The organism is Novosphingobium umbonatum (genome assembly GCF_004005905.1).
Taxonomy (GTDB): domain Bacteria; phylum Pseudomonadota; class Alphaproteobacteria; order Sphingomonadales; family Sphingomonadaceae; genus Novosphingobium; species Novosphingobium umbonatum.
This window is the reverse complement of the sequence record NZ_SACO01000002.1, coordinates 437,490-459,226: the sequence shown is the minus strand read 5'-3', so window position 1 is coordinate 459,226 and position 21,737 is coordinate 437,490. Positions and strand designations below refer to the sequence as shown.

20 protein-coding genes and 1 rRNA gene are annotated in these 21,737 nt (G+C 61.4%); 10 read left to right on the top strand and 11 right to left on the bottom strand.

Features of this window, described 5'->3' with window-relative positions; genetic code table 11:
* Nucleotides 1-83: ribosomal RNA gene (gene rrf, locus EOE18_RS19000) — 5S ribosomal RNA — on the top strand; the annotation flags it as partial.
* Between the two features lie 218 nt (nt 84-301).
* Nucleotides 302-883 (top strand): TetR/AcrR family transcriptional regulator, encoded by a 582-nt coding sequence (locus tag EOE18_RS04450; protein WP_164852659.1) that lies wholly within the window; start codon nt 302-304, stop codon nt 881-883.
* A 34-nt stretch (nt 884-917) separates the two neighbouring features.
* On the opposite strand, the gene EOE18_RS04445 is transcribed toward EOE18_RS04450, so the two are convergent.
* The 4 genes from EOE18_RS04445 to EOE18_RS04430 are packed head-to-tail and all read right to left on the bottom strand — an operon-like array spanning nt 918 to nt 4,909.
* Nucleotides 918-2,258 carry a glycoside hydrolase family 1 protein gene (locus EOE18_RS04445; RefSeq protein WP_127706587.1) on the bottom strand — a complete coding sequence of 447 codons (1,341 nt, stop codon included), beginning with the start codon at nt 2,256-2,258 and terminating at the stop codon, nt 918-920.
* Nucleotides 2,259-2,317: 59 nt separating this feature from the next.
* Nucleotides 2,318-2,704, bottom strand: a complete 387-nt coding sequence (locus tag EOE18_RS04440; protein ID WP_127706585.1) for a C-glycoside deglycosidase beta subunit domain-containing protein — start codon at nt 2,702-2,704, stop codon at nt 2,318-2,320.
* Nucleotides 2,704-3,705 (bottom strand): sugar phosphate isomerase/epimerase family protein, encoded by a 1,002-nt coding sequence (locus EOE18_RS04435; protein ID WP_246027255.1) that lies wholly within the window; start codon nt 3,703-3,705, stop codon nt 2,704-2,706. The genes EOE18_RS04440 and EOE18_RS04435 overlap by 1 nt, the downstream gene beginning before the upstream one ends.
* Before the next feature lie 4 nt (nt 3,706-3,709).
* On the bottom strand, nt 3,710-4,909 hold the full coding sequence (locus EOE18_RS04430) for an MFS transporter (protein ID WP_246027254.1): 1,200 nt from the start codon (nt 4,907-4,909) through the stop codon (nt 3,710-3,712).
* A 506-nt stretch (nt 4,910-5,415) separates the two neighbouring features.
* Between EOE18_RS04430 and EOE18_RS04425 the strand changes: the two genes are divergently transcribed.
* The 8 genes from EOE18_RS04425 to EOE18_RS04390 all read left to right on the top strand — a co-directional run bounded on the left by EOE18_RS04425 (nt 5,416) and on the right by EOE18_RS04390 (nt 14,255).
* Nucleotides 5,416-7,623 carry a TonB-dependent receptor gene (locus EOE18_RS04425; protein ID WP_127706581.1) on the top strand — a complete coding sequence of 736 codons (2,208 nt, stop codon included), beginning with the start codon at nt 5,416-5,418 and terminating at the stop codon, nt 7,621-7,623.
* Between the two features lie 156 nt (nt 7,624-7,779).
* Nucleotides 7,780-8,688 (top strand): LysR family transcriptional regulator, encoded by a 909-nt coding sequence (locus EOE18_RS04420; RefSeq protein WP_127706579.1) that lies wholly within the window; start codon nt 7,780-7,782, stop codon nt 8,686-8,688.
* A 158-nt stretch (nt 8,689-8,846) separates the two neighbouring features.
* Nucleotides 8,847-9,962, top strand: coding sequence for an FAD-dependent oxidoreductase (locus EOE18_RS04415; protein ID WP_127706577.1), 1,116 nt, complete (start codon nt 8,847-8,849; stop codon nt 9,960-9,962).
* 15 nt (nt 9,963-9,977) lie between these two features.
* Complete coding sequence (locus EOE18_RS04410) at nt 9,978-10,880, top strand: VOC family protein (protein WP_127706575.1); 903 nt, start codon at nt 9,978-9,980, stop codon at nt 10,878-10,880.
* Nucleotides 10,877-11,338 carry a nuclear transport factor 2 family protein gene (locus tag EOE18_RS04405; RefSeq protein ID WP_246027253.1) on the top strand — a complete coding sequence of 154 codons (462 nt, stop codon included), beginning with the start codon at nt 10,877-10,879 and terminating at the stop codon, nt 11,336-11,338. The genes EOE18_RS04410 and EOE18_RS04405 overlap by 4 nt, the downstream gene beginning before the upstream one ends.
* An 8-nt stretch (nt 11,339-11,346) precedes the next feature.
* Nucleotides 11,347-12,504, top strand: a complete 1,158-nt coding sequence (locus EOE18_RS04400; RefSeq protein WP_127706573.1) for an alpha/beta hydrolase family protein — start codon at nt 11,347-11,349, stop codon at nt 12,502-12,504.
* Entirely contained in the window at nt 12,501-13,292 is a 792-nt protein-coding gene (locus EOE18_RS04395) for a cyclase family protein (RefSeq protein ID WP_127706571.1), read from the top strand. Before EOE18_RS04400 ends, EOE18_RS04395 begins: the two co-directional genes overlap by 4 nt.
* Before the next feature lie 3 nt (nt 13,293-13,295).
* Nucleotides 13,296-14,255 carry a fumarylacetoacetate hydrolase family protein gene (locus EOE18_RS04390; RefSeq protein WP_127706569.1) on the top strand — a complete coding sequence of 320 codons (960 nt, stop codon included), beginning with the start codon at nt 13,296-13,298 and terminating at the stop codon, nt 14,253-14,255.
* An 86-nt stretch (nt 14,256-14,341) separates the two neighbouring features.
* Here the strand turns inward: EOE18_RS04390 and EOE18_RS04385 are convergent, their stop codons facing one another.
* From EOE18_RS04385 to EOE18_RS04355, 7 genes are all read right to left on the bottom strand, one after another.
* Nucleotides 14,342-15,043 (bottom strand): cupin domain-containing protein, encoded by a 702-nt coding sequence (locus EOE18_RS04385; protein ID WP_164852658.1) that lies wholly within the window; start codon nt 15,041-15,043, stop codon nt 14,342-14,344.
* Nucleotides 15,044-15,047: 4 nt separating this feature from the next.
* The gene (locus EOE18_RS04380; protein ID WP_127706565.1) at nt 15,048-16,205 is read right to left on the bottom strand and encodes an amidohydrolase; all 1,158 of its coding nucleotides are present in this window, start codon (nt 16,203-16,205) and stop codon (nt 15,048-15,050) included.
* Nucleotides 16,198-16,719 carry an Lrp/AsnC family transcriptional regulator gene (locus tag EOE18_RS04375; protein ID WP_127706563.1) on the bottom strand — a complete coding sequence of 174 codons (522 nt, stop codon included), beginning with the start codon at nt 16,717-16,719 and terminating at the stop codon, nt 16,198-16,200. Before EOE18_RS04375 ends, EOE18_RS04380 begins: the two co-directional genes overlap by 8 nt.
* A gap of 19 nt (nt 16,720-16,738) precedes the next feature.
* Complete coding sequence (locus EOE18_RS04370; protein ID WP_127706561.1) at nt 16,739-18,124, bottom strand: aspartate aminotransferase family protein; 1,386 nt, start codon at nt 18,122-18,124, stop codon at nt 16,739-16,741.
* A gap of 111 nt (nt 18,125-18,235) precedes the next feature.
* On the bottom strand, nt 18,236-19,303 hold the full coding sequence (locus tag EOE18_RS04365) for a tartrate dehydrogenase (RefSeq protein WP_127706559.1): 1,068 nt from the start codon (nt 19,301-19,303) through the stop codon (nt 18,236-18,238).
* Nucleotides 19,304-19,307: 4 nt separating this feature from the next.
* Entirely contained in the window at nt 19,308-20,768 is a 1,461-nt protein-coding gene (locus EOE18_RS04360; RefSeq protein WP_127706557.1) for an NAD-dependent succinate-semialdehyde dehydrogenase, read from the bottom strand.
* A gap of 3 nt (nt 20,769-20,771) precedes the next feature.
* Nucleotides 20,772-21,641 (bottom strand): GNAT family N-acetyltransferase, encoded by an 870-nt coding sequence (locus EOE18_RS04355; protein ID WP_164852657.1) that lies wholly within the window; start codon nt 21,639-21,641, stop codon nt 20,772-20,774.
* Nucleotides 21,642-21,737 lie beyond the last annotated feature (96 nt).

Sequence of the window (21,737 nt, the reverse complement as noted above, 5' to 3'; positions counted from 1 at the left end):
TCCCATCTCGAACTCGGCCGTGAAACCTGACCGCGCCAATGGTACTAACGCTCAAGCGTTGGAAGAGTAGGTCGTCGCCAGGCATTATAGCCGACGCATCCAAAAAGATTGAAAAACCCGTTCGCAATGAAAAATTTAGCTCTCCCCCATCTTACGCTGCCCATGCACAGGCAGTACAAGCCAGGCGCTTGACCCAACTCCCCAAAATGCCGACATAAGGTCGATGGATAAACAAGATATCGGTCTTACCACTGCTTTGCGCGCACCCGTCCAGGGGCGGTCCAAAGCCTCCTACGAGCGCATGATCGCCGCTGCAGAAGCCTTGATGGTCGAGCGAGGGAGTGATGAATTCACGCTGCTTGAGGTGAGCAAGAAGGGCAAAGTGTCCATCGGCTCGATCTATAACCGCTTTGAAAGCAAGGATGCGCTGCTCCATGCGGTCCAACTGCGTGTGCTGGAAAGGGTGGATCAGCAGATGGGGCAGAGGCTGGCTGCTGCTCGCCATGGGGCAGGGGAACTTGAAGCCTTGGTGGTGGCGTTGACCGAAGCTGTGGCGGAAACTCTGCGTGACAATGCCGGCATTATGCGTGCCTTGATGATGCGCGCGAGCGTCGATCCGCTGGTCGCCGCTACGGGTAAAACGTCCTATGCTGCCACCGCCAATTCGGTCAAAGAAGCTCTGCTTCTCCACGCCAGCCGCATTGCCCAACCAGATCCCCTGCGTGCGGTGGATAGCGTGTTTCGCGTCCTCTATGCCTCGATTGCCCGCTATCTGGGTTTCGGGTCGGCGACCACTGCGGCGTGGGAAGGCGATTGGGAAGTGTTGAAGCAGGATCTGGCGAGGATGATGGCGGCTTTTCTCGTCACCGCTCCGGTGGTCTGAATGAAAAAGGGGGCCGTGGAAGCCCCCCTTTTCTTTAAAGACTGTTGGCTTTTGCTATCTTGCCCAAAACCTCGGCGCTTGGTTTTGGCGTTCGCGCAAAGGTCTGTCGGTCCAGCTTGCACAGGCCAAACTGGATTTTATACCCGAAAACCCATTCATAATTGTCGACCAGCGACCAGTGCAGATAGCCCAGCACTGGCACGCCATCATCCATCGCCTTTTTAAGCTCGGTGAGCGCGGCGGGGATCAGGTTGGCGCGGATCTCGTCATGCTCGCTGCCTACGCCATGTTCGGTCACCATGATCGGCAGGCCGGTTTCCGCATGGGCATAGCGCGCCACACCGGCCAGTGAGGGCGGATAGACTTCCGCGCCCATGGTGTTGGTAACGGCGCCCTTCGGCGCAGGTCGTTTGCCCTTGTCGTCCCATACGCTGCGTTCGTAATTCTGGATGCCGAGAAAGTCGCAATCCACCTTGGCCAGACGCAGCCAATCCCCATAATAATGTTCGCGCATCTTGTCGCGCAGGCTGACCTTGCCCTTGGGCAGGTCGGGCGCGGCCTGCTCGTCCAACATGGCCAGACTGACGCCTACGGGCAGATTGCCGCGCACCGCCTTGATCGCGGCCCGTCCGGCGCTGTGTCCGGCCAGCAGATGCTTTTGCGTGCGGGCGCCATCGGGCGTATAGAGCGGGTTGCCCGGTTGATAGATCGGCACGCCCAGCGCCTTGGCCGCGGCCTCCACCATGGCTTTATCGGCCCCCAGCAGGTCGCCGGGCAGCAATTCTCCCAGCTTGCCCGACAGGTTGGGTTCGTTCAGCGTGGTGGCATAGGCGATACCATCGGCCAGATGCCGCGCGGCCTTGTCACAGAAGCGGGCGAAAAGTGAGGGCGATTCTTCACTATGCCAGCCCCCCTTGGCGGCAAACCAGCGCGGGGTGGTGAAATGGTTGAAAGTTACCACCGGCGTCAATCCGCGCGCATGGCAACCGGCGATCATCGCCTTGTAATGGTCCAGCATGGCAATCGAGAACTGGCCCTGTTCCGGTTCGATCCGCGCCCATTCTAGAGAGAAGCGATAGGCGTTGAGGCCCAGACTTTTCACCAGATCCAGATCGCGTTCCCACAACAGGAAACTGTTGGCCGCATCGCCCGAAGGCTCGGCATAGACGGTGGGCGTCATATGTTCCAGAATCCATATGTCGGACGCCGTATTATTGCCTTCCACCTGATAGGCTGCGGTGGAGGCGCCCCATAAAAATCCCTGCGGAAACGCAGGGTTGAAAGGCTTGGCCTTGGTGGCTGCTTGCAGAGGCAAGGGGGCGATGGCGGGCAGGGCGCCCAAGGCTGCGGATTTGAGCAGCTGGCGTCGATCCATGGCATTCTCTCCAAAATACCTCCCCCGCCCATGCATCGGGCGGGGGTAGGCGCAGGGACTTAGAAGGAGATGACCTTCTCGTCATTGTTGAAGCTGGGGAAGGGCATATAGGAGATGCGCAGGCGCTGTTGCAGCGTCAGCTTGTGCTCGCCCTTGGGGAAGCCGCCTTCCAGCGCCACCGTGATTGTGGCCGGCGCGCCAAAGGCCCAGCGACGGTCGAAAGCTTCTTCCATCTGGTCCAGCGTCAGGGGGCCTTGGCCTTCGTCAAACAGCACGGCCTCACGCGGCAGCGCCTCGCCATCGATGGAAACCTTGAGGTCTTCCACCATGGAAAGGCCAAGCCCGCGATAATAGCCCAGCTTGGTGGTGAAGGAAAAGCCGGTGGGCGCGTCGGCAGGGCCGGTGTTGGCAACCGAGGCGGGGTCGATGATATATTTGTCAAACATTATGCCAGCTCCGCTTCAGCCTTGGCGATCAACCGTTCAAACATTACATGCTGGCGCCGGACTTGTTCGCGGCTGTCCACTTCATGCACGTCCTGAATCCAGCGGTTGCCTTCATATTCAGAAGACAAAGTGCCTTCCCAACCGGCCTTGACCAGCTCGGGGATCACCTCGTCATAGGCCAGTGCGGGATCGGTATAATCCTCGTTCATTTCATAGAACTTGGCCTGAATATGGCGGAAATAGGGGGCGAAATCGCCAATCCGCTTCGGGTTGGCATAGGGGGCGTGGCGCAGGGTTTCGGCCATGGCCACTTCGGCCTTGTTGCCCTGCATCTTCACCGCGACCTCATAGATGGTGTATTCGCACATCACCTTCTGCTCGTGCTGGTCCACAATGAATTGCGTGACCTCTGGGCGGGCGCCCTGGCGTTCGAAACGGGCGCGGAAGGCGGGCGGGTAATGCTTCATGAAGATGCCCATATCGGGCAGGATGCCCAGATGTTTCGTCTTCAGGCGATCGGCCACTTCGATGGTGCGCAGGATCCATGCATGGTCCAGATACCACGGAGCATGCACTTCCACCCCCATATGCACGTCCAGCTTTTCCGCCATGGGCACGCATTTTTCGAGGATATCGGGGCGCACGAAAATCAGGATGCGCATATTCTTGATGCCAAGGCGGTTGCACAGCACCAGATCGCGATGGATGCTTTCCACCTGTTCCTCATCGCTCATCAGGCGGTCCTTGCGGCGCTTGGTGTCGAGGAACATGTCATAGCAGGTGAAATGCGCGCCATGGCGGGCCAGCATGTCCTGCCATTCGCCAATCTGCTGGTCGGTGATGTTGGGGAAGGTGGGCATGTTCTGCTCGGGCAGGATTTCGATACCCTTCGCGCCGATGCTGGCACCAAAGGCCACCACATCTTCGACGCTCATGCGGCCGAGGAACATTTCCTCCTGAAAACTATAGAGGCTGATGCCCCGCTGGATCTTCGATTTCATGCGATTAGGCTCCGATAGGGGCGGCGTCGCGCGCACGCCCGGAAACAACGATCAACACCAGCAAAGCGCAGGCGAGGCCAAAGCCACCCGCGATTTGGAATGCGCCCTGCATCGTGCCGCTGGACACGCGCAAGGCGCTGACCAACAGCGGAGAGGTGAACTGGCCAAAGAAGAAACAGGCGGTCCAGATGCCCATGCCGCGCCCGCGATGGGCAAAGGGCAGCTTGCTCTGCGCCCAAGCCACCAGACAGGGCACCGCCATGCCCGCGCCGGTCTGCTGGATGGCCATGCCAACCACCATGCCGCGCCAGTCATGGATCATGCCGATGACCAAAAGGCCCACGCCCAGCAGCGCGAAGAGCGCGAACAATTGCCAGCGGATGCCGAATTTGCCGGTGAACCAGAACACGCCCGCGCCCGCCATGACGAACAGGCTGGGGATGGTGGTCAGGCGGCCGATTTCGCTGGCGTCTTTCACGCCGATTTCCTGCCACACCATGCCGCCATTGATGATGAAGACATAATAAAGCGCGCTGCCCAGCAGGGTGAAGCCGGCAAAGGTCAGCACCGCGTTCCAAGGGAAAGCGGTGGGCGCTTCGTCCATGCCCAGCATCTTGCGGACAGTCTCGTCGCTTTCAGGCTCATAGAGGAAGGCGTAGCTGGCGAAGAAAGCGGGGAAGCCGACCAGATAGATGAGGAAAGTGGCGTTCCACTGGAATTGCGTGAGATAGCCCGAGGCAAGGATCACCGCGCTGCCCAGAAACGGCCCGAGCAGGCCCTGCATGGTCAGCCAGAAGCGGCGGTCTTTCTCTTCCCAATAATCGCCCACCAAAGTGTTGAGCGTGGTGAGAATCGCCGCCTCGGCTACGCCCAGCGCCAGACGCGAGGCATAAATCTGGTCAATCGAATCGAGGAAGAAAGGCGCTGCACCGACGATGCCATAGAGACTGGTCGAAACCAGCAACAGGCGGCGGCGGCCATAACGGTCCACCAGCAGGCCTGCCACCAACGCCAGCAGGGCGATGGTCAGACCGGGGGCCGATACCATGGCGGGAACCTTGGCCATGGCCGAAGGGTCGCTTTTGGAAAAATGCTCGATAATCGCGGGCACCGCGGGGAACATCGAAACAATGGCAACAATGGGCAAAAAGGCCACGGTTACCAAGGTGATACCTTGCGCAGTGCCGGCCCTGCGCTTGGGCATGGCTGGGGCGGGCTCCATTCAACTCTCTCCCGATTCGAGGCCGCGCGCATGGCAAGCGGGCTGGCGTTATTGGAATTTGTATTCTGAAAATAGGAGCGGCCCGTCGGATTTGTCAAGCGCTTCGCGACCAGGCTGGCGCCACGCCTGTCGCGGGGAGGTGCATCGCGACGGGACACCTGGCGCCTCCATCATTTCGTTTGATGATTTTCGATCAGGATTATGAATTTTACAGATTAGAACCTCAGTTTTTATATGGATGGCGCGCAGTTTCCGAATCCATCTGTCCATGCCTTTGCCGCAACATCCGGCGCTTGGCTCAATAGGCTGGGCCAATCCGCAAGGCGCTGCCAATTTGCCACACTGCTCTGGCAAAACCGGGGCCGAGGCAATGGGTGGCAAAGCTGCATGGTTGACAGGTGAATTTTCTGCTCACATTTTAGAACCCGAGTTTTGATTTTGGATTGGGCGGCGGGGTCAACATCCGCCTCCGCACTGGGAGAGTTACGATGAACAGCGGTTTTTCCGCCGCGCTTTGCGCATCCGTCAGCATGGTCGCTTTCTGCTCGCTGGCCACTCCAGCCATGGCGCAGGAAGCCAAGCCCGCTGGTTTGCAGGAAATTGTGGTGACCGCCAGTCGCGTGGAAACCGCTGCGCAAAAGACGCCTATCGCGCTGACCGTCTACACCGGTGCCGATCTGGCGGGTAAGGGCATCAGCAATGTGCAGGCCCTGTCCTCGATCGACCCCAGCCTGAACATCACCAGCAGCACCGGCGCCGCCTATGTCGCGGTGCGCGGCATTGCCTCGACCGACGTGACCGAAACCGGCGACCCTTCGGTGCCGATTGCCCGCGACGGTTTTTACACCAACCGCTCGTTCAACATCGCCTCCTCGATGTATGACATTGCCCGCGTGGAAGTGTTGAAGGGCCCGCAGGGCACGCTCAATGGCCGCAACTCAACCGGCGGTCTGCTCTCGATCATCACCAACCGCCCCACGGCCAAGGATGGCGGCTATGCCGCGCTGGGCGTGGGCAATTATGGCGCGTTTGAAAGCGATCTGGGCGCCAATATCGCGGTAACCGACAAGTTGCAGGTGCGCGCTTCGGGCACCTATCGCTATCATCAGGGCTATCGCACGGTGACCGGCCTGTACAATGGCCAGACGTTGCGCGGCGATGACAGCAATGTGGCCTCGGGCCGTTTCCAGATGGCATGGCGTCCGGTCGATGGTCTGAAGCTCTGGGCTTCTTATCAGCATGACTCGATCGACAATGTCGGCGATGTGACCAAGGACAGCACGATCCGCACCCGCGTTTCGCTGGCCAATGTGCAGACTTTCTCGGGCAATGCGCCCAGCTCGACCAAGCTGACGGCTGATCGCGTGCGTTGGGAAGCGGTTTATGATGCGCTGCCCGCTGGTCTGTCGCTGACCTATGCTGGTGGTTTCGACAAGAGCAGCTTCCGCCGCAAGACCGATGCCACCGGCCCTGTCTATGATGCGGTGCGCCAGTTCATTCAGGGCGAAGATCCCAAGACCTGGAACCACGAAGTGCGCCTGTCGAACAGCAGCGCTTCCAAGCTGTTTTTCCAGACCGGCTGGTTCCATTTCCAGGAACGCAACATCATCAATTCGGGCCTGTATAACCTGCAGATGACCGGCATGTTCGCCCCCGGCGCGGCGCTGTCCGCGATGGGGCAGGCGGGCAAATATGGCATCAAGTTCGACTATGACATCCTGACCAAGTCGGACGCCATTTTCGGACAGGTGGCTTATCGTCTGAACGATCAGGTCAAGCTGAGCCTTGGCGCGCGCAACACCTGGGACAGCAAGTCGCGCATCGGCAATGCCGTGCTTTATCTGCCCGCACTGGCCAGCCCCTTTGCGCCCAACCGGACGCTGACCACGCCGGGCAATGGCGATATGAGCACGTCCAAGCTGACCTATCACGCCGGTGTGGACTATCAGATCACCCCGCGCAGCCTCGTCTATGCCAAGTTTGATACCGGCTACAAATCGGGCGGCTTCAACTCCAACGGCAGCGCGGCCTCGGTGGCCTATGCGCCCGAAACCTTGAAGGCATGGGAAATCGGCACCAAGAACCGCTTCCTCGACAACAAGCTGCAGGTGAACGCTGCCGCCTTCTATTTCGACTACAGCGGCTATCAGGCCTCGCGTTCCACCGATGCGTTGAGCGGCGGTTCGGGCATTTTCAACATCGGTTCGGCCAAGATCTATGGCGCCGAATTGCAGACCATTGCCCTGATCGAGGGCTTCCGTCTGGATAGCAACATCGCCTATCTGCACACCGAATTCGGCAAGGGCATTTCGGTGCGCGATGGCGGCGGCACCACCCGCGACATCAGCGGCCATCGCCTGCCCAACGCGCCCGCCTTCACCGCCACGTTCGGGGCGGAACGCATGATCGATCTGGGCGTGGGTTCGCTGACCCCGCGCATCGATGGCAAATATTCCTCGGACTTCTATTATGACGTGTTCAACGATGCCGACACGCGCTCCAAGGCCTATGTCACCGGCAATCTTTCGGTGAATTTCAAGCCTGCGCATGGCGGATGGCAGATCGATGCCTATGTCCGTAACTTCACCGACAAGGTGGTGCTGGCCAATGCGGCGCGCAATTTCGTGGCGCTGAAGAACACCTACCAGTTCCAGGCTCCGCGCACTTTCGGCATCCGTGCCAGTGTAAAGTTCTAAGCGCGTAAAGTTCTAAGGCTGGTTTGATTGCGAAGGTCCTGCTCCTCTCCATACAGCAGGCCATGAGGGAGCCGCCGGAAGGGATGCCTTTCCGGCGGTTCTTTTATGGCTTATGGGAAAGGGGTGAATGCATAAACCATAATTGGGATTGCGCCTGTGCGTTTCAAAAATCTCGACCTCAATCTGCTGGTGGTCTTTTCAGCCTTGATGGAAACCCGCAGCGTGACGCGCAGTGCGGAAAAGCTGGGCCTGACCCAGCCCGCCGCCAGCGCGGCCCTGCGGCGACTGCGCGACTATTTCGGCGATGATATGCTGGTGCAGGTGGGCAAGCGCATGCATCCCACCCCCTTTGCCGAGGCGCTTTACCCGCAGATCCAGCGCAGCCTGCACAGCGTGGAGCAAGCGATTGCCACGCCTGCCGGATTCGATCCTGCCACCTCCACCCGCCGGTTCCGTATCAATGCCTCGGACTATGTGATGGTGGCGGTTTTGGTGGGGCTGGCCGAAAGGCTGGCGGCCAGCGCGCCGCATGTGCAGTTGGAAGTGGCGGTTCCCACCGAACGCAATGCCGACGAGCTGGAGGCTGGAAAGATTGACCTTTTGGTTACGCCAGAGCCCTTCCTTGCCCCATGGCATCCGTCGGAATTCCTGTATGAGGAAGAGCAGGTGGTGGTAGGTTGGGCGGGCAATCCGGTGTTTCCCAAAGGGTTGGGGGTGGAGGAATTCTTTGCCGCTGGCCATGTCGGCGTGGCCATAGGCGCGCGGCGGGCGGCCACTTTTGCCGACACGCAATTGGCGCGCATGGGGCGGGCGCGGCGAATCGAGATCGAGGTCGCCTCCTTTGCCAGCGTGCCATGGTTCCTGCAAAACACGATGCGACTGGCGGTTTTGCACAAGAGGCTGGTGCAGGCGATGATGCCGCAATTCGATCTGGCCTATGCCTCCATGCCCTTTCCCTTTCCCCGCCTGCGCGAAATGGCCCAGTTTCATGAATCGCGGCGCGATGATGCGGGGCTGGTCTGGTTGCGCGAACAATTGCGTCTGGCGGCCTATAGTGCGGCATAATCAAAATCTATCCATTTCCATCACAACAATGACTTTTACACATTGATGCCTCCCCCCTTACACAGGGGGCAAGAAGGGCGCGCGCCCTCCATTTGCGCGCCCAAGGAGAGCATGATGCGTCGGGACAAGCACGCCGCGCGGCCAAAGGAGTTGCGGGCATGAACAATCTGGACATTCTGGTAATCGGCGGCGGCATTGGCGGCCTGACCAGCGCGATCGCGCTGTGCAAGGCGGGCCACAAGGTGACCGTGATCGAACGCGACCCCAATTGGTCGGTCTATGGCGTGGGGATTATCCAGCAATCCAACGTGCTGTCGGCCGCGCAGCAATTGGGCATTCTGGAAGGCTATCTGGCCGCTGGCGTCGGTTTTGATGCGGTGGAAATCTATACGCCCACCGGACAAAAGGTCGCGCGTATCCCCGGTCATCCCGTGGCGCCGGGCCTGCCCGCCAATATGGGTATTGGCCGCCCCGCCTTGCACAAGCTGCTGGGCGACAGCGCAAAGGCGGCAGGCGCGGAAATCCGTCTGGGCGTGACGGCCAGCGCGATTGACGACACGGGCGATGCGGTCAACGTCAGCTTCAGCGATGGCACCAGCGGCACCTATGCCTTGGTGGTGGGCGCCGATGGCGTCTATTCGCAGACCCGCGCCACCGTGCTGCCCGATGCGCCCAAGCCCGCCTTCACGGGTCAGGCGGTGTGGCGCTACAATTTCCCGCGCCCTGCCGATCTGGACGCGCTGCATGTCTATAATGGCCCGATTGGCGCCGGCCTTGTGCCGATCAGCGCCGATCTGATGTATATGTATGTCACCACGCCCGAGCCGGACAATCCTTGGTATCCCAAGGAAGGCATTGCCGCGGCCATGCGCGCGAAACTGGCCAATGCCGCCCCCGCGATCAAGGAACTGGCCGAGCAGATCACCGATGACGAGGGCGTGGTCTATCGCCCGCTCGAGGGCATGATGCTCTATGGCGAATGGCACAAGGGCCGCGTCGTGCTGCTGGGCGATGCCGTGCATGCCACCACGCCGCATCTGGGGCAGGGCGCGGGCATGGCGATCGAGGACAGCATCGTGCTGGCCGATGAAATCGCCAAGGCCGCAACGCCCGAAGAAGCCTTCACCGCCTATCGCAACCGCCGCTTCGAACGCTGCCGCTTCATCGTCGAGAAGAGCCTTGAGATCTGCCACGGCCAGATCGGCAAGGGCCCGCCGGTGGATAATGCCAAAGCCACCGCAGACATGTTCGCTGTTGTTTCGCAGCCTATCTGATTCAGGGAATTACCAATGAGCCGAGTGACCGAAATCCGCTATGTGGGCTATGGCGTTACCGATTTTGACGCCGAAACCGCCTATTACGAAACCAAATGGGGCCTTGAGCGCGTGGCCAGCGACGATGGCATGGCCTGGTTCAAGGCGCAGGGCCATGACGAGCATCACGTGGTGCGCCTGCGCAATGCCGAGGAAAACCGCATCGACGTGATCGCCCTTTCGGCCGATACGCGCGGTGATGTCGATGCGCTGGCCGCCAAGGTCGAAGCGGCCGGTGGCCAGATCGTTCACGCCCCCCGTGAATTGACCACGCCGGGCGGTGGCTATGGCTTCCGCTTCTTCACCCCCGATGGCATCCAGATGGAAATCAGCGCTGATGTGGCCCGTGGGCCCAAGCGCGATATCCAGCATTGGGAAGGCGTGCCGGTCAAAATCAGCCATATCGTGCTGCACAGCCCCAACCACAAGGCTTTGGTGGAATGGTTCTGCAATGTGCTGGGCTTCAAACAGTCCGACTGGCTGGGCGATTTCATGTGCTTCCTGCGCTGCAACGAGGCCCATCATCGCTTCGCTATTCTGCCAGGGCCAGCCTGCCTCAACCATGTCGCTTATGACATGCTGGGCGTGGATGATGTGATGCGCGGCATCCACCGTCTGAAGCAGATGGATGTGAACATCGGTTGGGGTCCGGGCCGTCACACGGCGGGCAACAACACGTTCAGCTATTTCGTGACCCCCTCGGGCTTTGTGACCGAATATACCAGCGATCTGGAAGTGGTGGATTTCGAAACCCGCGAACCCACCGTTTACACGCCCGCTCCGATGGTGATGGACCAGTGGGGCATTGGCACCGGCGGCCCGCAGACCTTGCCGCATCCGCATGAAAATGCGGGCCTGTTTGTCGCGGTCGACGCGTGAACAAGCCCTCGTGCCTGTTGATGCTGGCAGCGCTGGTCGCGCTGCCAGCCAGCGGGCAGGCGCGCCCTGCCAAAGCGTCCTCGCTGACCGAGCGCAACCGCGCGATCATCAGCGATTTCGCGCAAATCTTTTACGGCAAGCGCGACGTTCGCACCGCGTTCAACCGCTATGTCGCGCCCGATTATATCCAGCATAATGCCGGTATTCTGGACGGGCGCGATGAGGCGATTGCCGCGCTGGAACCGATGTTTTCCCAGCCCGAGGCGCGGTTTGAAGTCAAACGCATCATCGTTGACGGCAATATGGCGGTGATCCACCTCTATGGCCGCGCCGGTTCGGTTGGTTCGGGCGGCACCGTGGCCGATATCTATCGCCTGAAAGATGGCAAGATTGTCGAACACTGGGATATTCTCCAGCCTATCGCCGCCAACACCAAAAACCCCCACCCCTATTTCTGACGGATCCCATGGCCCTTTATTCCCCCTTTCCGAACTATATCTGGAACCTCTCGGTCGCCATCGCGCTGGAAAGCGGCGGGCAGATCGGCGAAATCGTCGATATGTGCCAGCCCATCATCGATGCCGCTGCCGGTGGCGGCGATGCCGGCACGCCCGCTTTCATGAAGCAATGGGCGGCGATGGGGGAAAAGCTGCTGGAACTGGCCGCTGAAGACGAGGCACGCGGGCGCGGCTTTTCGGCCAGCGCCAAGCTGGAGCGCGCCTCGCTCTATCTGATGGTGGCCGAGCGGATGCAGGGCCATGGTGCACCGGGCCGCAAGGAAACCTATGCCAAGGCGTTGGAAGCTTTTGAACGCTCGGCCAAGCTGGGCAAGATCAACCGCGAGCGGGTGGAAATTCCTTTGGCGAGCGGCACGATGCCCGCGCTTTATACCCGTGGCGAAGGGGAAGGCCCACGCCCTGTGGTGGTCTATTGCAATGGTCTGGATAGCTGCAAGGAGCTGCTCTACTGGAGCCGCCTGCCCGAAGCCCTTTCCAAGCGCGGCATTTCCACCCTTTGCGTGGACCAGCCCGGTTCGGGCGAGGCCCTGCGCCTGCAAGGCCTGCCGGTGGACCCGCATTCGGAAAACTGGGCGAGCAAGGCGGTGGACTGGCTGGAAGCCCAGAGCGATGTGGACCCCAAGCGGATCGGCATGACCGGCATTTCGCTGGGCGGCCATTTCGCCCCGCGCGCGGTGGCCTATGAGCCGCGTTTTGCCAGCGGCGCCTGCTGGGGCGCGAACCACAATTGGCGCGAGGTGCAGGACAAGCGCATGAAGCGCGAGGGCGAAAACCCCGTGCCGCATTATTGGGCGCATGTGATGTGGGCCTTTGGCGCAGAGACGATGGAAGATTTCCTCGCCAAGTCCGATGCAATGAACCTCAATGGTCATATGGACGGGGTGAAGGTGCCCTTCCTCGTCACCCATGGCGCCGATGACCGCCAGATCAGCGTGGACTATGCCCATGACTGCTATAACCAGCTGGTCAATTCGCCCCGTCGCGAGCTGAAGATCTTCACCGCCCGCGAAGGCGGCGTGGAGCATGTGGGCGCGGATAATATGGCCTATGGTCGCGATTATATCGCGGACTGGTTCGCCGATACGCTGGGAGGTTGGACCGCATGAGCCGCCGTTTCGTCGACCTGTCGATCACGCTGTGCAATGACGTGATCACCGATCCGCCTTTCCTGAAGCCGGAGATCACCTATCAGACCCATGGCGAAACCATGGGCGAGCTGGGCCATTTCTTCCCCGGCGTGACGGCGGAACAGACGCCCGATGGCGCGGGTTTTGCGGCGGCGGAATGGGTGAAGCTGACCACCCATTCGGGCACCCATCTGGATGCGCCCTATCATTTCCATCCCACGATGGACGCCGCCAGCGGCGAGGCCAAGCGTTCCTTGACCATCGATGAAATCCCGCTGGAATGGTGTTTCCAGCGCGGGGTGAAGTTGGACTTCCGCCATTTTCCCGATGGCTATGTGGTGACGGCGCAGGATGTGGAAGATGAACTGAACCGCATCGGCCATGAGCTTGCCCCGCTCGATATCGTGCTGGTCAATACGGCGGCGGGTATGGCGGTGGGCAACCCCAACTATGTCAATATCGGCTGCGGGATCGGCTATGAGGCCACCATGTATCTCACCTCGCGCGGGGTGCGGGTCACCGGCACCGATGCGTGGAGCTGGGACGCGCCTTTTGCCCATACGGCGGAAAAGGTGGCCGAAACCGGCGATACCTCGCTGATCTGGGAAGGGCATAAGGCAGGCCGCGACATCGGCTATTGCCACTTGGAAAAGCTGCATAACCTTGAGGCTTTGCCGCCCCATGGTTTCACCGTTTCCTGCTTCCCCCACAAGATCAAGGGCGCTTCGGCGGGCTGGACCCGCGCTGTGGCGATCATCGAGGAATAGTCCATGCGTTTGGCAACCTTGCATAATGCCCGCCCCGATGGCGAATTGGTGGTGGTTTCTGCCGATGGCCAGCGTTACCTGAGCGCATCAGGGCTGACGTTGATTGGCGCGATCGCGGATTGGGATGCGGCGCTGCCTGCTCTGGAAAAGCTGGCTGGCTTGCTGGAACAGGGCAAGGGCGGGGTTTTGGACGCTGCCCGCATCGTCGCCCCCATGCCGCGTTCGTGGCAATGGCTGGATGGCTCGGCCTTTGCCCAGCATGGCGAATTGATGCAGATCGCCTTCCACTTGCCGCCGGTCGATACGGATCGCCCGCTGATGTATCAGGGCGTGTCGGACAAGTTCTACAGCGCGACCGATGACATCCCGCTGCCCTCCGAGGCCGACGGCATCGATTTTGAAGGCGAGTTCGGCGTGATTGTCGATGCGGTGCCGATGGGTGTCAGCGCCGAAGAAGCCGCCTCGCATATCAAGCTGCTGGTGCAGATCAACGACTGGTCCTTGCGCGCGATTGCGCCGGTGGAAATGAAAACTGGCTTTGGCTGGGTGCAGGCCAAGCCGCCCTGCAGCATGGCGCCCTTTGCCGTGACGCCCGATGAATTGGGCGAGGACTGGCGCGATGGCCGCATTTGCGCCGATCTGGCCGTGACGTGGAATGGCGCGCCCTTCGGTCTGGTCAAGGGCGACCAGATGGGCTTTTCTTTCCCCGAGTTGGTGGCCCATGCCGCGCGTAGCCGCGATCTGGTGGCGGGCACGATCATCGGTTCGGGCACCGTGTCCAACGCCGAATATGCCACGCGGGGTTCGGCCTGCATTTCGGAACGCCGCGCGATTGAAATGATCGCCGATGGCAAGCCCAGCACCAGCTTCATGCACTTTGGCGACCGCGTGCAGATGGAAGCGCGCACCGCCCAAGGCACCACGCCCTTTGGCGCGATTGACCAGATCGTCACCCGCGCCTGAAGGCCAAAGCAGCATATAAAAACAGGCGCGATAGGAGGGTGGGTCCTATCGCGCCTGTTCCTTTGCGATCCCGCCCCGTTAAGGGTTCAGGCTTTGGGGCGATAGATCGCGAAAAGCTTGGTCACATCCTCGCGGCTTTCCCAGCTGCATTGCGCGCCTTGCTCGACAAGGAACAGGTCGCCTGCGCGGAAGGTGCCTTCGCGGCCTTCCTCGTCGATGAAGGTTACGCTGCCCTCCAGCAGATACATCAGCTCGAAATGGCGATAGGCCATGGCGCGGCGGTGATAGGGGGTGGAATCCCAGATGCCGACCATGAATTCCCCGTCGCCAGACAGGAATTGCGTGTGGTTATGGCATTGCGGCGTGGGGCCGATCAGCAATTCGGCCAAAGGCGCGCCCGATGGCTGACGCTCGGTGGTCGGGTCCAGCAGGGTAACGCCCGCGCTTTCCACCGCTCCGCCGGTGTAAAGCATGGTGACCAAGCGGGCACTATCGGCGCTCCAGCCAAAGCTTTGCGGGCCGGATAGGACGATGCTCTGCCCCTTGGCCAGCACATGCGTGGCGCCGCCCAAGGTAATGCTAGCCTCACCCTCGGCCACCGCCAGCACCGTATCGCCTGCCAGAGACACGGCCTCGCCCGTGCCGGACAGCAGGCTGGCGCGCAGCTCCACCGGCCCGCCGCGCAAGGGCAACAGCGCCGCATCCGCGCCAAAGGGATCGGCGCCAGCCAAAGCGGTCCGGGCAAAAGCGGCAAGGTCGATGAAGGAAGGGCAGGTGGTCAGGGTCATAGTTCTACTCTTGCGGCGCCAGCCAGTGACGGGCCAGCGCGATATGGAGACGCAGGCCGGTTTCCAGCACGCTGTCGTTGAAATCATAATGCGGATTGTGCAGCGGGGGCGGGTTCTCGCCCTTGCCCTGACCCAGCCAGATATAGGCACCGGGCCGGACCTGCAGCATGAAGGAAAAGTCTTCCGATGTAGCCGCCGGTTCGGCCGCCAGTTCGGCATGGGCCACGGTGGCCGCTACCGCCAGCGCGTCCTGCGCTGCTTGCGCGTCATTGATGGTGGCGGGGTAATAGCGGTCATAGGCCAGCTCTGCCTGCACTTCGAAACCGGCCTCGATGCCGGAAACGATCTGGCGGATACGCTGTTCGATGCGGTCCTGCACGGCGGGGTCGAATGTGCGCACCGTGCCGCCCACCATCGCCTCGCCGGGGATGACATTATGCGCGTGGCCCGCGTGGATTTCGGTGACCGATAGCACCGCATTGGCGCTGGCGGGCGCGTTGCGGGCGATGATCGTGTTCAATTGCTGGACCAGACTGGCAGCAGCCAGAATGGAATCCTTGGTATCATGGGGAACCGCCGCATGGCCGCCACGCCCGCGCAAGGTGATGCGGAACTTGTCCGCCGCGCCCATGATCGCGCCGGGGCGGGTGGCGATCGTGCCCGCAGGCAGGCTGGGCCAATTGTGCAGGGCATAGACGCGATCACAGGGGAAGCGCTCGAACAGCCCGTCCTCGATCATCGCGCGGGCGCCGCCTTGGCCTTCCTCGGCGGGCTGGAAGATGAAATGCACCGTGCCGTCCAGACCAGAAGGATCCGCCGCCAAAGCCTGCGCCGCGCCCAGCAGCATGGCCATATGCCCGTCATGCCCGCAGCCGTGGAAACAGCCTTCGTGGCGGCTGGCATAGGGCAGGCCGGTCTGTTCATGGATCGGCAGCGCGTCCATATCGGCGCGCAGGCCGATGGTGCGACCCGAAGCGCCCGCGCGCAACACACCCACCACGCCGGTTCCGCCAATGCCCTCATGCACTTCCAGCCCTGCGGCGCGCAACGTATCGGCAATCACCCGCGCAGTGCGATGTTCGGCAAAGCCCAATTCGGGATAGGCGTGGATGTCGTGGCGCAGTTCCACCAGCGGCGCGATCAGATCGGCAATATCAGTCATGGCTTGCTCCCGCACTTCCCGACAGATTTTGCCCAAACAGGTTCTGGATCGGGAAATGGTGTTTGATGAAAGGCGATTTGATCACAACATAGGAGAAATATTTCTCGATGCCATAATCGCTTTCCAGCATGCCCTCGATGATCGACTGGTAATGCGAAACCCCGCGCGTGACGAATTTGAGCAGATAGTCATAGCCGCCCGACACCAGATGGCATTCGACAATCTCGTCCAGCTTGAAAATGCGGCTTTCAAAGCGGGAGAAATCGCCGCGCCGGTGTTCGGACAGGGTGACCTCGGTGAAAATGGTGAGGAATTCGCCCAGTTTGCGCAGATTGATATGCGCGCCATAGCCGGTGATATAGCCCGCCTGTTCCAGCCTTTTCACCCGCGTCAGACAGGGGCTGGGCGACAGGCCCACCGCATCGGCCAGTTCGACATTGGTGATGCGCCCGGCCTGTTGCAGCTTGGCAAGGATCTTCAAATCGATGCGGTCGAGTTTGAGGCCGGGCATCATGGCGGGGGTTTTCCTCTTTTTAGCCCAGAGCCGCGCGAATGTCGGGCTGCTCCAGCAATTGATCCAGCGTCAATTGCACGCGGTCGAAGATAATGTCCATTTCCTCGACCGTGCAGGTCAGCGCGGGGGCAAAGCCGATAACGGCATTGGCAAAGCAACGCACGATCAGGCCATTGTCCCAAGTCATCTGCGACAGGCGGTCGCCAAGGTTGAGTTCGGCGGGGAACATGCCCTTGGTCGCCTTGTCGGTGACCAGTTCAATCGCGCCCAGCATCCCGCGATAGCGCACATCGCCCACCAGAGGATGGCTGCGGATGGCTTCCATACGCTCGGCAAAACGCGCGCCGGTCTTCACGCCATTGGCCAGCACACCACCCTCGCGGTAAAGGCGCAAAACTTCCAGCGCGACAGCCGCCGAGACCGGATGGCCCGAATAGGTCATGCCATGGCCGACAGGCAGCGGGCTGGCATCGGCAATTGTTTCATAGATGTGGTTGGCCATGAACATCGCGCCCATCGGAGCATAGCCGCTGGTCAAGCCCTTGGCGGTGGTCATGAAGTCGGGGGTGACGCCTTCTTCCTCGCAAGCAAACAAAGGTCCGGTGCGGCCAAAGCCGGTAATCACTTCATCCACCAGCATCAGGATGCCAAGGCGGGTGCAGGCCTCGCGCAGGGCTTTGAGCCAGCCCTTGGGCGGCACGATCACCCCGCCGCTGCCCTGAATGGGTTCGCAGCAGAAGGCAGCCACCTTGTCCGCGCCGATTTCGGCCACCTTGGCCTCCAGCGCGGCCACCGTGCTGGCGATCACGGCGGCATCATCATCGCCCTGCGGGTGGCGATAGGGATAGGGCGAGGGGATATGGTGCTGCCACTTATAGGGCAGGTCAAACCCGCGATGGAAATTGCCCAGCGCCGTCAGCCCCGCGCCGGTGGAGGAGGAGCCGTGATAGCCCCATTCCAGCGCGATGAATTCCTTCTTCTCCGGCTTACCAATGGCGTTGAAATAATGGATGATATAGCGGACCGCGCTGTCCACCGCATCCGAACCGCCCAAGGTGAAGAATACATGGTCCAGCCCTTCGGGCGTCAGCGCGGTCAATTCTGCCGCCAGACGGATCGCCGGTTCGCTGGCGAAATGGAAATAGCCCGTGGCATAGGGCAGGCGGCGCATTTGATCGGCGGCGGCCTCCACAATGGACTCCTGCCCATAGCCGACATTGACGCACCACAGGCCTGCAAAAGCGTCGATCACGCGCTTGCCATCAATATCGGTCAACCACATGCCATCGGCGCTGGCCAGCACGCGGGCGCCATGCGCCTCGTGGCCACGGAAAGAGGCGACAGGATGGATCAGGTGATCGCGGTCCAGTTCGATCAGTGAGCGGTTGGTCAAGGTTTCGGTCATATGAGATAAACCTATGCAAGCGGTTCAGGCCTGTGTGGCCAAAGTGAGGGGTAGGCGCGGCATAAAATGCTGTGGCTTGGCCGATGGCTTCGGCAATCGGCTTTGGTTGAATTAGCCGATGGCCTCCGCAATCGCCTTGCCACATTCCACCGTATTGGCGCTGCCCTTCAAATCCCCCGTGCGGCCCGCAGGCGTGGCCAGCACATGTTCGATTGCGCGCATGATACCAGCGGCGGCCTCCGCTTCGCCCAGATGTTCCAGCATCATCGCCGCCGACCAGATCTGGCCCACCGGATTGGCAATGCCCAGCCCCGCAATATCGGGCGCGGACCCGTGTACCGGTTCAAACAGGCTGGGATGTTCGCCGGTGGGGTTGATATTGCCCGATGGCGCGATGCCGATGGTGCCGGTGCAGGCGGGGCCAAGGTCGGACAAGATATCGCCAAACAGATTGGAGGCCACCACCACATCGAAACGCTGCGGGTTCATCACGAATTGCGCGGTCAGGATGTCGATATGGTATTTGTCATGGGTGACGCCGGGATATTCCGGCGCAATCGCCTCCACGCGCCCGTCCCAGAAAGGCATGGTGATGGCAATGCCGTTGGATTTGGTGGCGCTGGTCAGGTGTTTGCGCTTGCGCTTGCTGGCCAGATCAAAGGCAAAGCGCAACACGCGGTCTACGCCATGGCGGGTCATCACCGTTTCCTGAATGACAATCTCGCGTTCGGTGCCGGGGAACATATGGCCGCCCACGCTGGAATATTCGCCTTCGGTGTTTTCGCGCACGACCCAGAAGTCAATGTCCCCCGGTTCACGGCCCGCCAGCGGGCAGGGCACGCCGGGCATCAGGCGCACGGGGCGCAGGTTGACGAACTGGTCATATTCGCGGCGGAATTGCAGCAGGCTCTGCCACAGGGAAATGTGGTCGGGAACCGTAGCGGGCCAGCCCACCGCGCCAAAGAAAATCGCGTCGGGACGGCCGATCTGCGCCTTCCAGTCCTCGGGCATCATGCGGCCATGTTGGGCATAGTAATCGCAATCGGCAAAGGCATGGACCTGCAAATCCAGCCCGAAACCATAGCTGCTTGCCGCTTTTTCCAGCGCGCGCAGACCTTCGGGCATCACTTCCTTGCCAATGCCGTCTCCCGCGATGACGGCGATCTTGTAATTGCGCATGGGTTTATGCCCCCAGTTCCAGCCCGCCAATGTGGAAGGCCTTGGTTTCCAGATATTCCTCGATGCCCTGTTGCCCGCCTTCGCGGCCAAGGCCCGATTGCTTCACCCCGCCAAAGGGTGCCATTTCCATGGCAATGCTGCCGGTGTTGAGCGCGATCATCCCCGCCTCCAGCGCCTCGGCCACGCGGAAAGAGCGCGAGAGATCACGCGTGTAGAAATAGGCGGCAAGGCCGAAAGGCGTGGCATTGGCCATCTCGATCGCCTGAGCCTCGCTGGTAAAGCGGAACAGGGGCGCGATGGGGCCGAAGGTTTCTTCGGAGGCCAGACGCATATCGGGCGTGGCATCGCCAATGATGATCGGGCGCACGAAGCGGTCATCGCTGCGCCCTTGGCCCGCGCCCAAAATCCTGCCGCCCTTGGCCAGAGCATCCTCGCGATGGGCGGTGACTTTTTCCACCGCGGCGGCATTGATCAGCGGGCCGACGGTCGAGCCTGCCTCCATGCCCGGCGCTGCCTGCAATTGCGCCACGGCAGCGGCCAGTTTTTCGGCAAAGGCATCATAGACTTCATCGGCCACCAGCAAACGGTTGGCGCAGACGCAGGTTTGCCCCGCATTGCGGAATTTGGACGCCATGGCCGCCTTCACCGCCAGATCCAGATCCGCATCGGCAAACACGATCAGCGGCGCATTGCCGCCCAGCTCCATGCTGGTGCGTTTGATGGTGCGCGCGCATTGTTCCAGCAGCAGCGCCCCCACGCGGGTCGATCCGGTGAAGGACAATTTGCGCACCAACGGGCTGGCCGTGATGGTGGCGCCTATGGCGGATGGCAGGCCGGTGACAATATTGATGACGCCTGCCGGAAAACCCGCCCGCAAAGCCAGTTCACCCAAGGCCAGCGCGGTAAAAGGCGTCAGTTCCGAAGGCTTGATTACCACGGGGCAACCGGCGGCCAAGGCTGGCGCGCATTTGCGGGTGATCATCGCGGCGGGGAAATTCCATGGCGTGATCGCCGCCGAAACACCCACAGGCTCGGTCAGCACGATGATGCGTCGGTCGGCCTCGGGCGAGACGATATTTCGCCCGCCGGTGCGTAATCCCTCGGCGGCAAACCATTTGATGAAGCTGGCGGCATAGCGCACCTCGCCAAGAGCTTCGGCCAAAGGCTTGCCCTGTTCGGCGGTCATGATGCGGGCCAGATCTTCGGCATGGGCCAGAACCAGCCCATGCCACGTCTCCAGCAGAGCGCAGCGTGCGCCTGCGGTGAGGGCGCGCCATGGGGCCCATGCTGCATGGGCGGCGGCGATGGCTTGGGCGGTGTCATCGGCGGTGCAATCGGGCACCGCGCCCAAAGTATGGCCCACAGCCGGATCGAGCACCGGCAGCGCATCGCGGGCATCAGCGCCCAGCCATTGGCCACCAATCAACGCGGCCTGTTTGAGCAGAGTGGGGTCGGACAGTTGCATGATTTATCCCATCGCCTGCGCGGAAAGCGCGAAAAGAACCGCCTCGCCCTGTGCCTCGGGCAAGGGCCCGCGCACCATGCTCCGCACCGTATCCACCCGCGGCAGGCCCAGCCCTTCCAGCCATGGCGAAAGACCGCTGGCCTCGGTGACATCCAGACGGGTGAAATTGCCCGCATTCTGCGCCAGCCAATGCAGGATCAGCACTTTGGCCCCGTCCACATCGGGCGCCACCACCGGCGCAATCGACCAGCCACGGCCAAAGCGGCGCAGATTGGCAAAGCCCACCGGCACATCGTCATGGGTCAGCACCACGGTGCGGTCTTGCGCGTTCAGCACCTGCATCATGGCGTGGCGGTCGGTGCCGGTGGCGCTGCTATACAGATGCCCCGGCGTTTGCTCGCTTGCACCCAGCGGTCGGATGCGCTCGCCTTGGCGCAATTGAGCCAGCGGCACATTGGGCAGGACACCCTGATGCTGATGCAGGATGCCATAATCGGCAAAGCCCAGCTTTTCATACAAAGGCGCGCCCTCGACCGTGGCCTGCAGGATGATGCTGCGTTCGCCCAACTGGTCCATCATCGCCTGCATCAAACGGCGGCCATAGCCTTTGCCCTGATGGGCATTGTCGACAATCACCAGCCCCAGCGTCGCGGCATGATCGCCATAGGGAAAGCCCAGCGCCGTGCCGATCACCTCGCCCTGCCATTGCGCCACGATGCCTTGGCCCACTTGCAGGAACAGCGCCCAATCCTCTTCGCGATGGGGCCAATGCAGCGCGCGGGTCATTTCCACCGCGCGTTCAATATCGCTCTCCTGCATGGCGCGGAAAAGGATATCATCGCCTGCTTGCTGGCTTTTGGCCTGATCGCTCACTTGCTGCACTCCTTTGGCGGGGCCGCAAACAGGGCGCGCCGCATCATCCTTGACCATGGCTTAGCCCCCGTGCTTTGGAATAGGCTACCGCCTTGG

Coding starts and splice junctions, on each gene's coding strand:
- EOE18_RS04425 (WP_127706581.1), top strand. CDS start 5,416: ATGAACAGCGGTTTTTCCGCCGCGCTTTGCGCATCCGTCAGCATGGTC.
- EOE18_RS04360 (WP_127706557.1), bottom strand. CDS start 20,768: ATGCAACTGTCCGACCCCACTCTGCTCAAACAGGCCGCGTTGATTGGT.
- EOE18_RS04380 (WP_127706565.1), bottom strand. CDS start 16,205: ATGACTGATATTGCCGATCTGATCGCGCCGCTGGTGGAACTGCGCCAC.
- EOE18_RS04435 (WP_246027255.1), bottom strand. CDS start 3,705: ATGAAATCGAAGATCCAGCGGGGCATCAGCCTCTATAGTTTTCAGGAG.
- EOE18_RS04445 (WP_127706587.1), bottom strand. CDS start 2,258: ATGGATCGACGCCAGCTGCTCAAATCCGCAGCCTTGGGCGCCCTGCCC.
- EOE18_RS04450 (WP_164852659.1), top strand. CDS start 302: ATGATCGCCGCTGCAGAAGCCTTGATGGTCGAGCGAGGGAGTGATGAA.
- EOE18_RS04390 (WP_127706569.1), top strand. CDS start 13,296: ATGCGTTTGGCAACCTTGCATAATGCCCGCCCCGATGGCGAATTGGTG.
- EOE18_RS04395 (WP_127706571.1), top strand. CDS start 12,501: ATGAGCCGCCGTTTCGTCGACCTGTCGATCACGCTGTGCAATGACGTG.
- EOE18_RS04440 (WP_127706585.1), bottom strand. CDS start 2,704: ATGTTTGACAAATATATCATCGACCCCGCCTCGGTTGCCAACACCGGC.
- EOE18_RS04375 (WP_127706563.1), bottom strand. CDS start 16,719: ATGATGCCCGGCCTCAAACTCGACCGCATCGATTTGAAGATCCTTGCC.
- EOE18_RS04370 (WP_127706561.1), bottom strand. CDS start 18,124: ATGACCGAAACCTTGACCAACCGCTCACTGATCGAACTGGACCGCGAT.
- EOE18_RS04410 (WP_127706575.1), top strand. CDS start 9,978: ATGAGCCGAGTGACCGAAATCCGCTATGTGGGCTATGGCGTTACCGAT.
- EOE18_RS04385 (WP_164852658.1), bottom strand. CDS start 15,043: ATGACCCTGACCACCTGCCCTTCCTTCATCGACCTTGCCGCTTTTGCC.
- EOE18_RS04430 (WP_246027254.1), bottom strand. CDS start 4,909: ATGCCCAAGCGCAGGGCCGGCACTGCGCAAGGTATCACCTTGGTAACC.
- EOE18_RS04415 (WP_127706577.1), top strand. CDS start 8,847: ATGAACAATCTGGACATTCTGGTAATCGGCGGCGGCATTGGCGGCCTG.
- EOE18_RS04365 (WP_127706559.1), bottom strand. CDS start 19,303: ATGCGCAATTACAAGATCGCCGTCATCGCGGGAGACGGCATTGGCAAG.
- EOE18_RS04400 (WP_127706573.1), top strand. CDS start 11,347: ATGGCCCTTTATTCCCCCTTTCCGAACTATATCTGGAACCTCTCGGTC.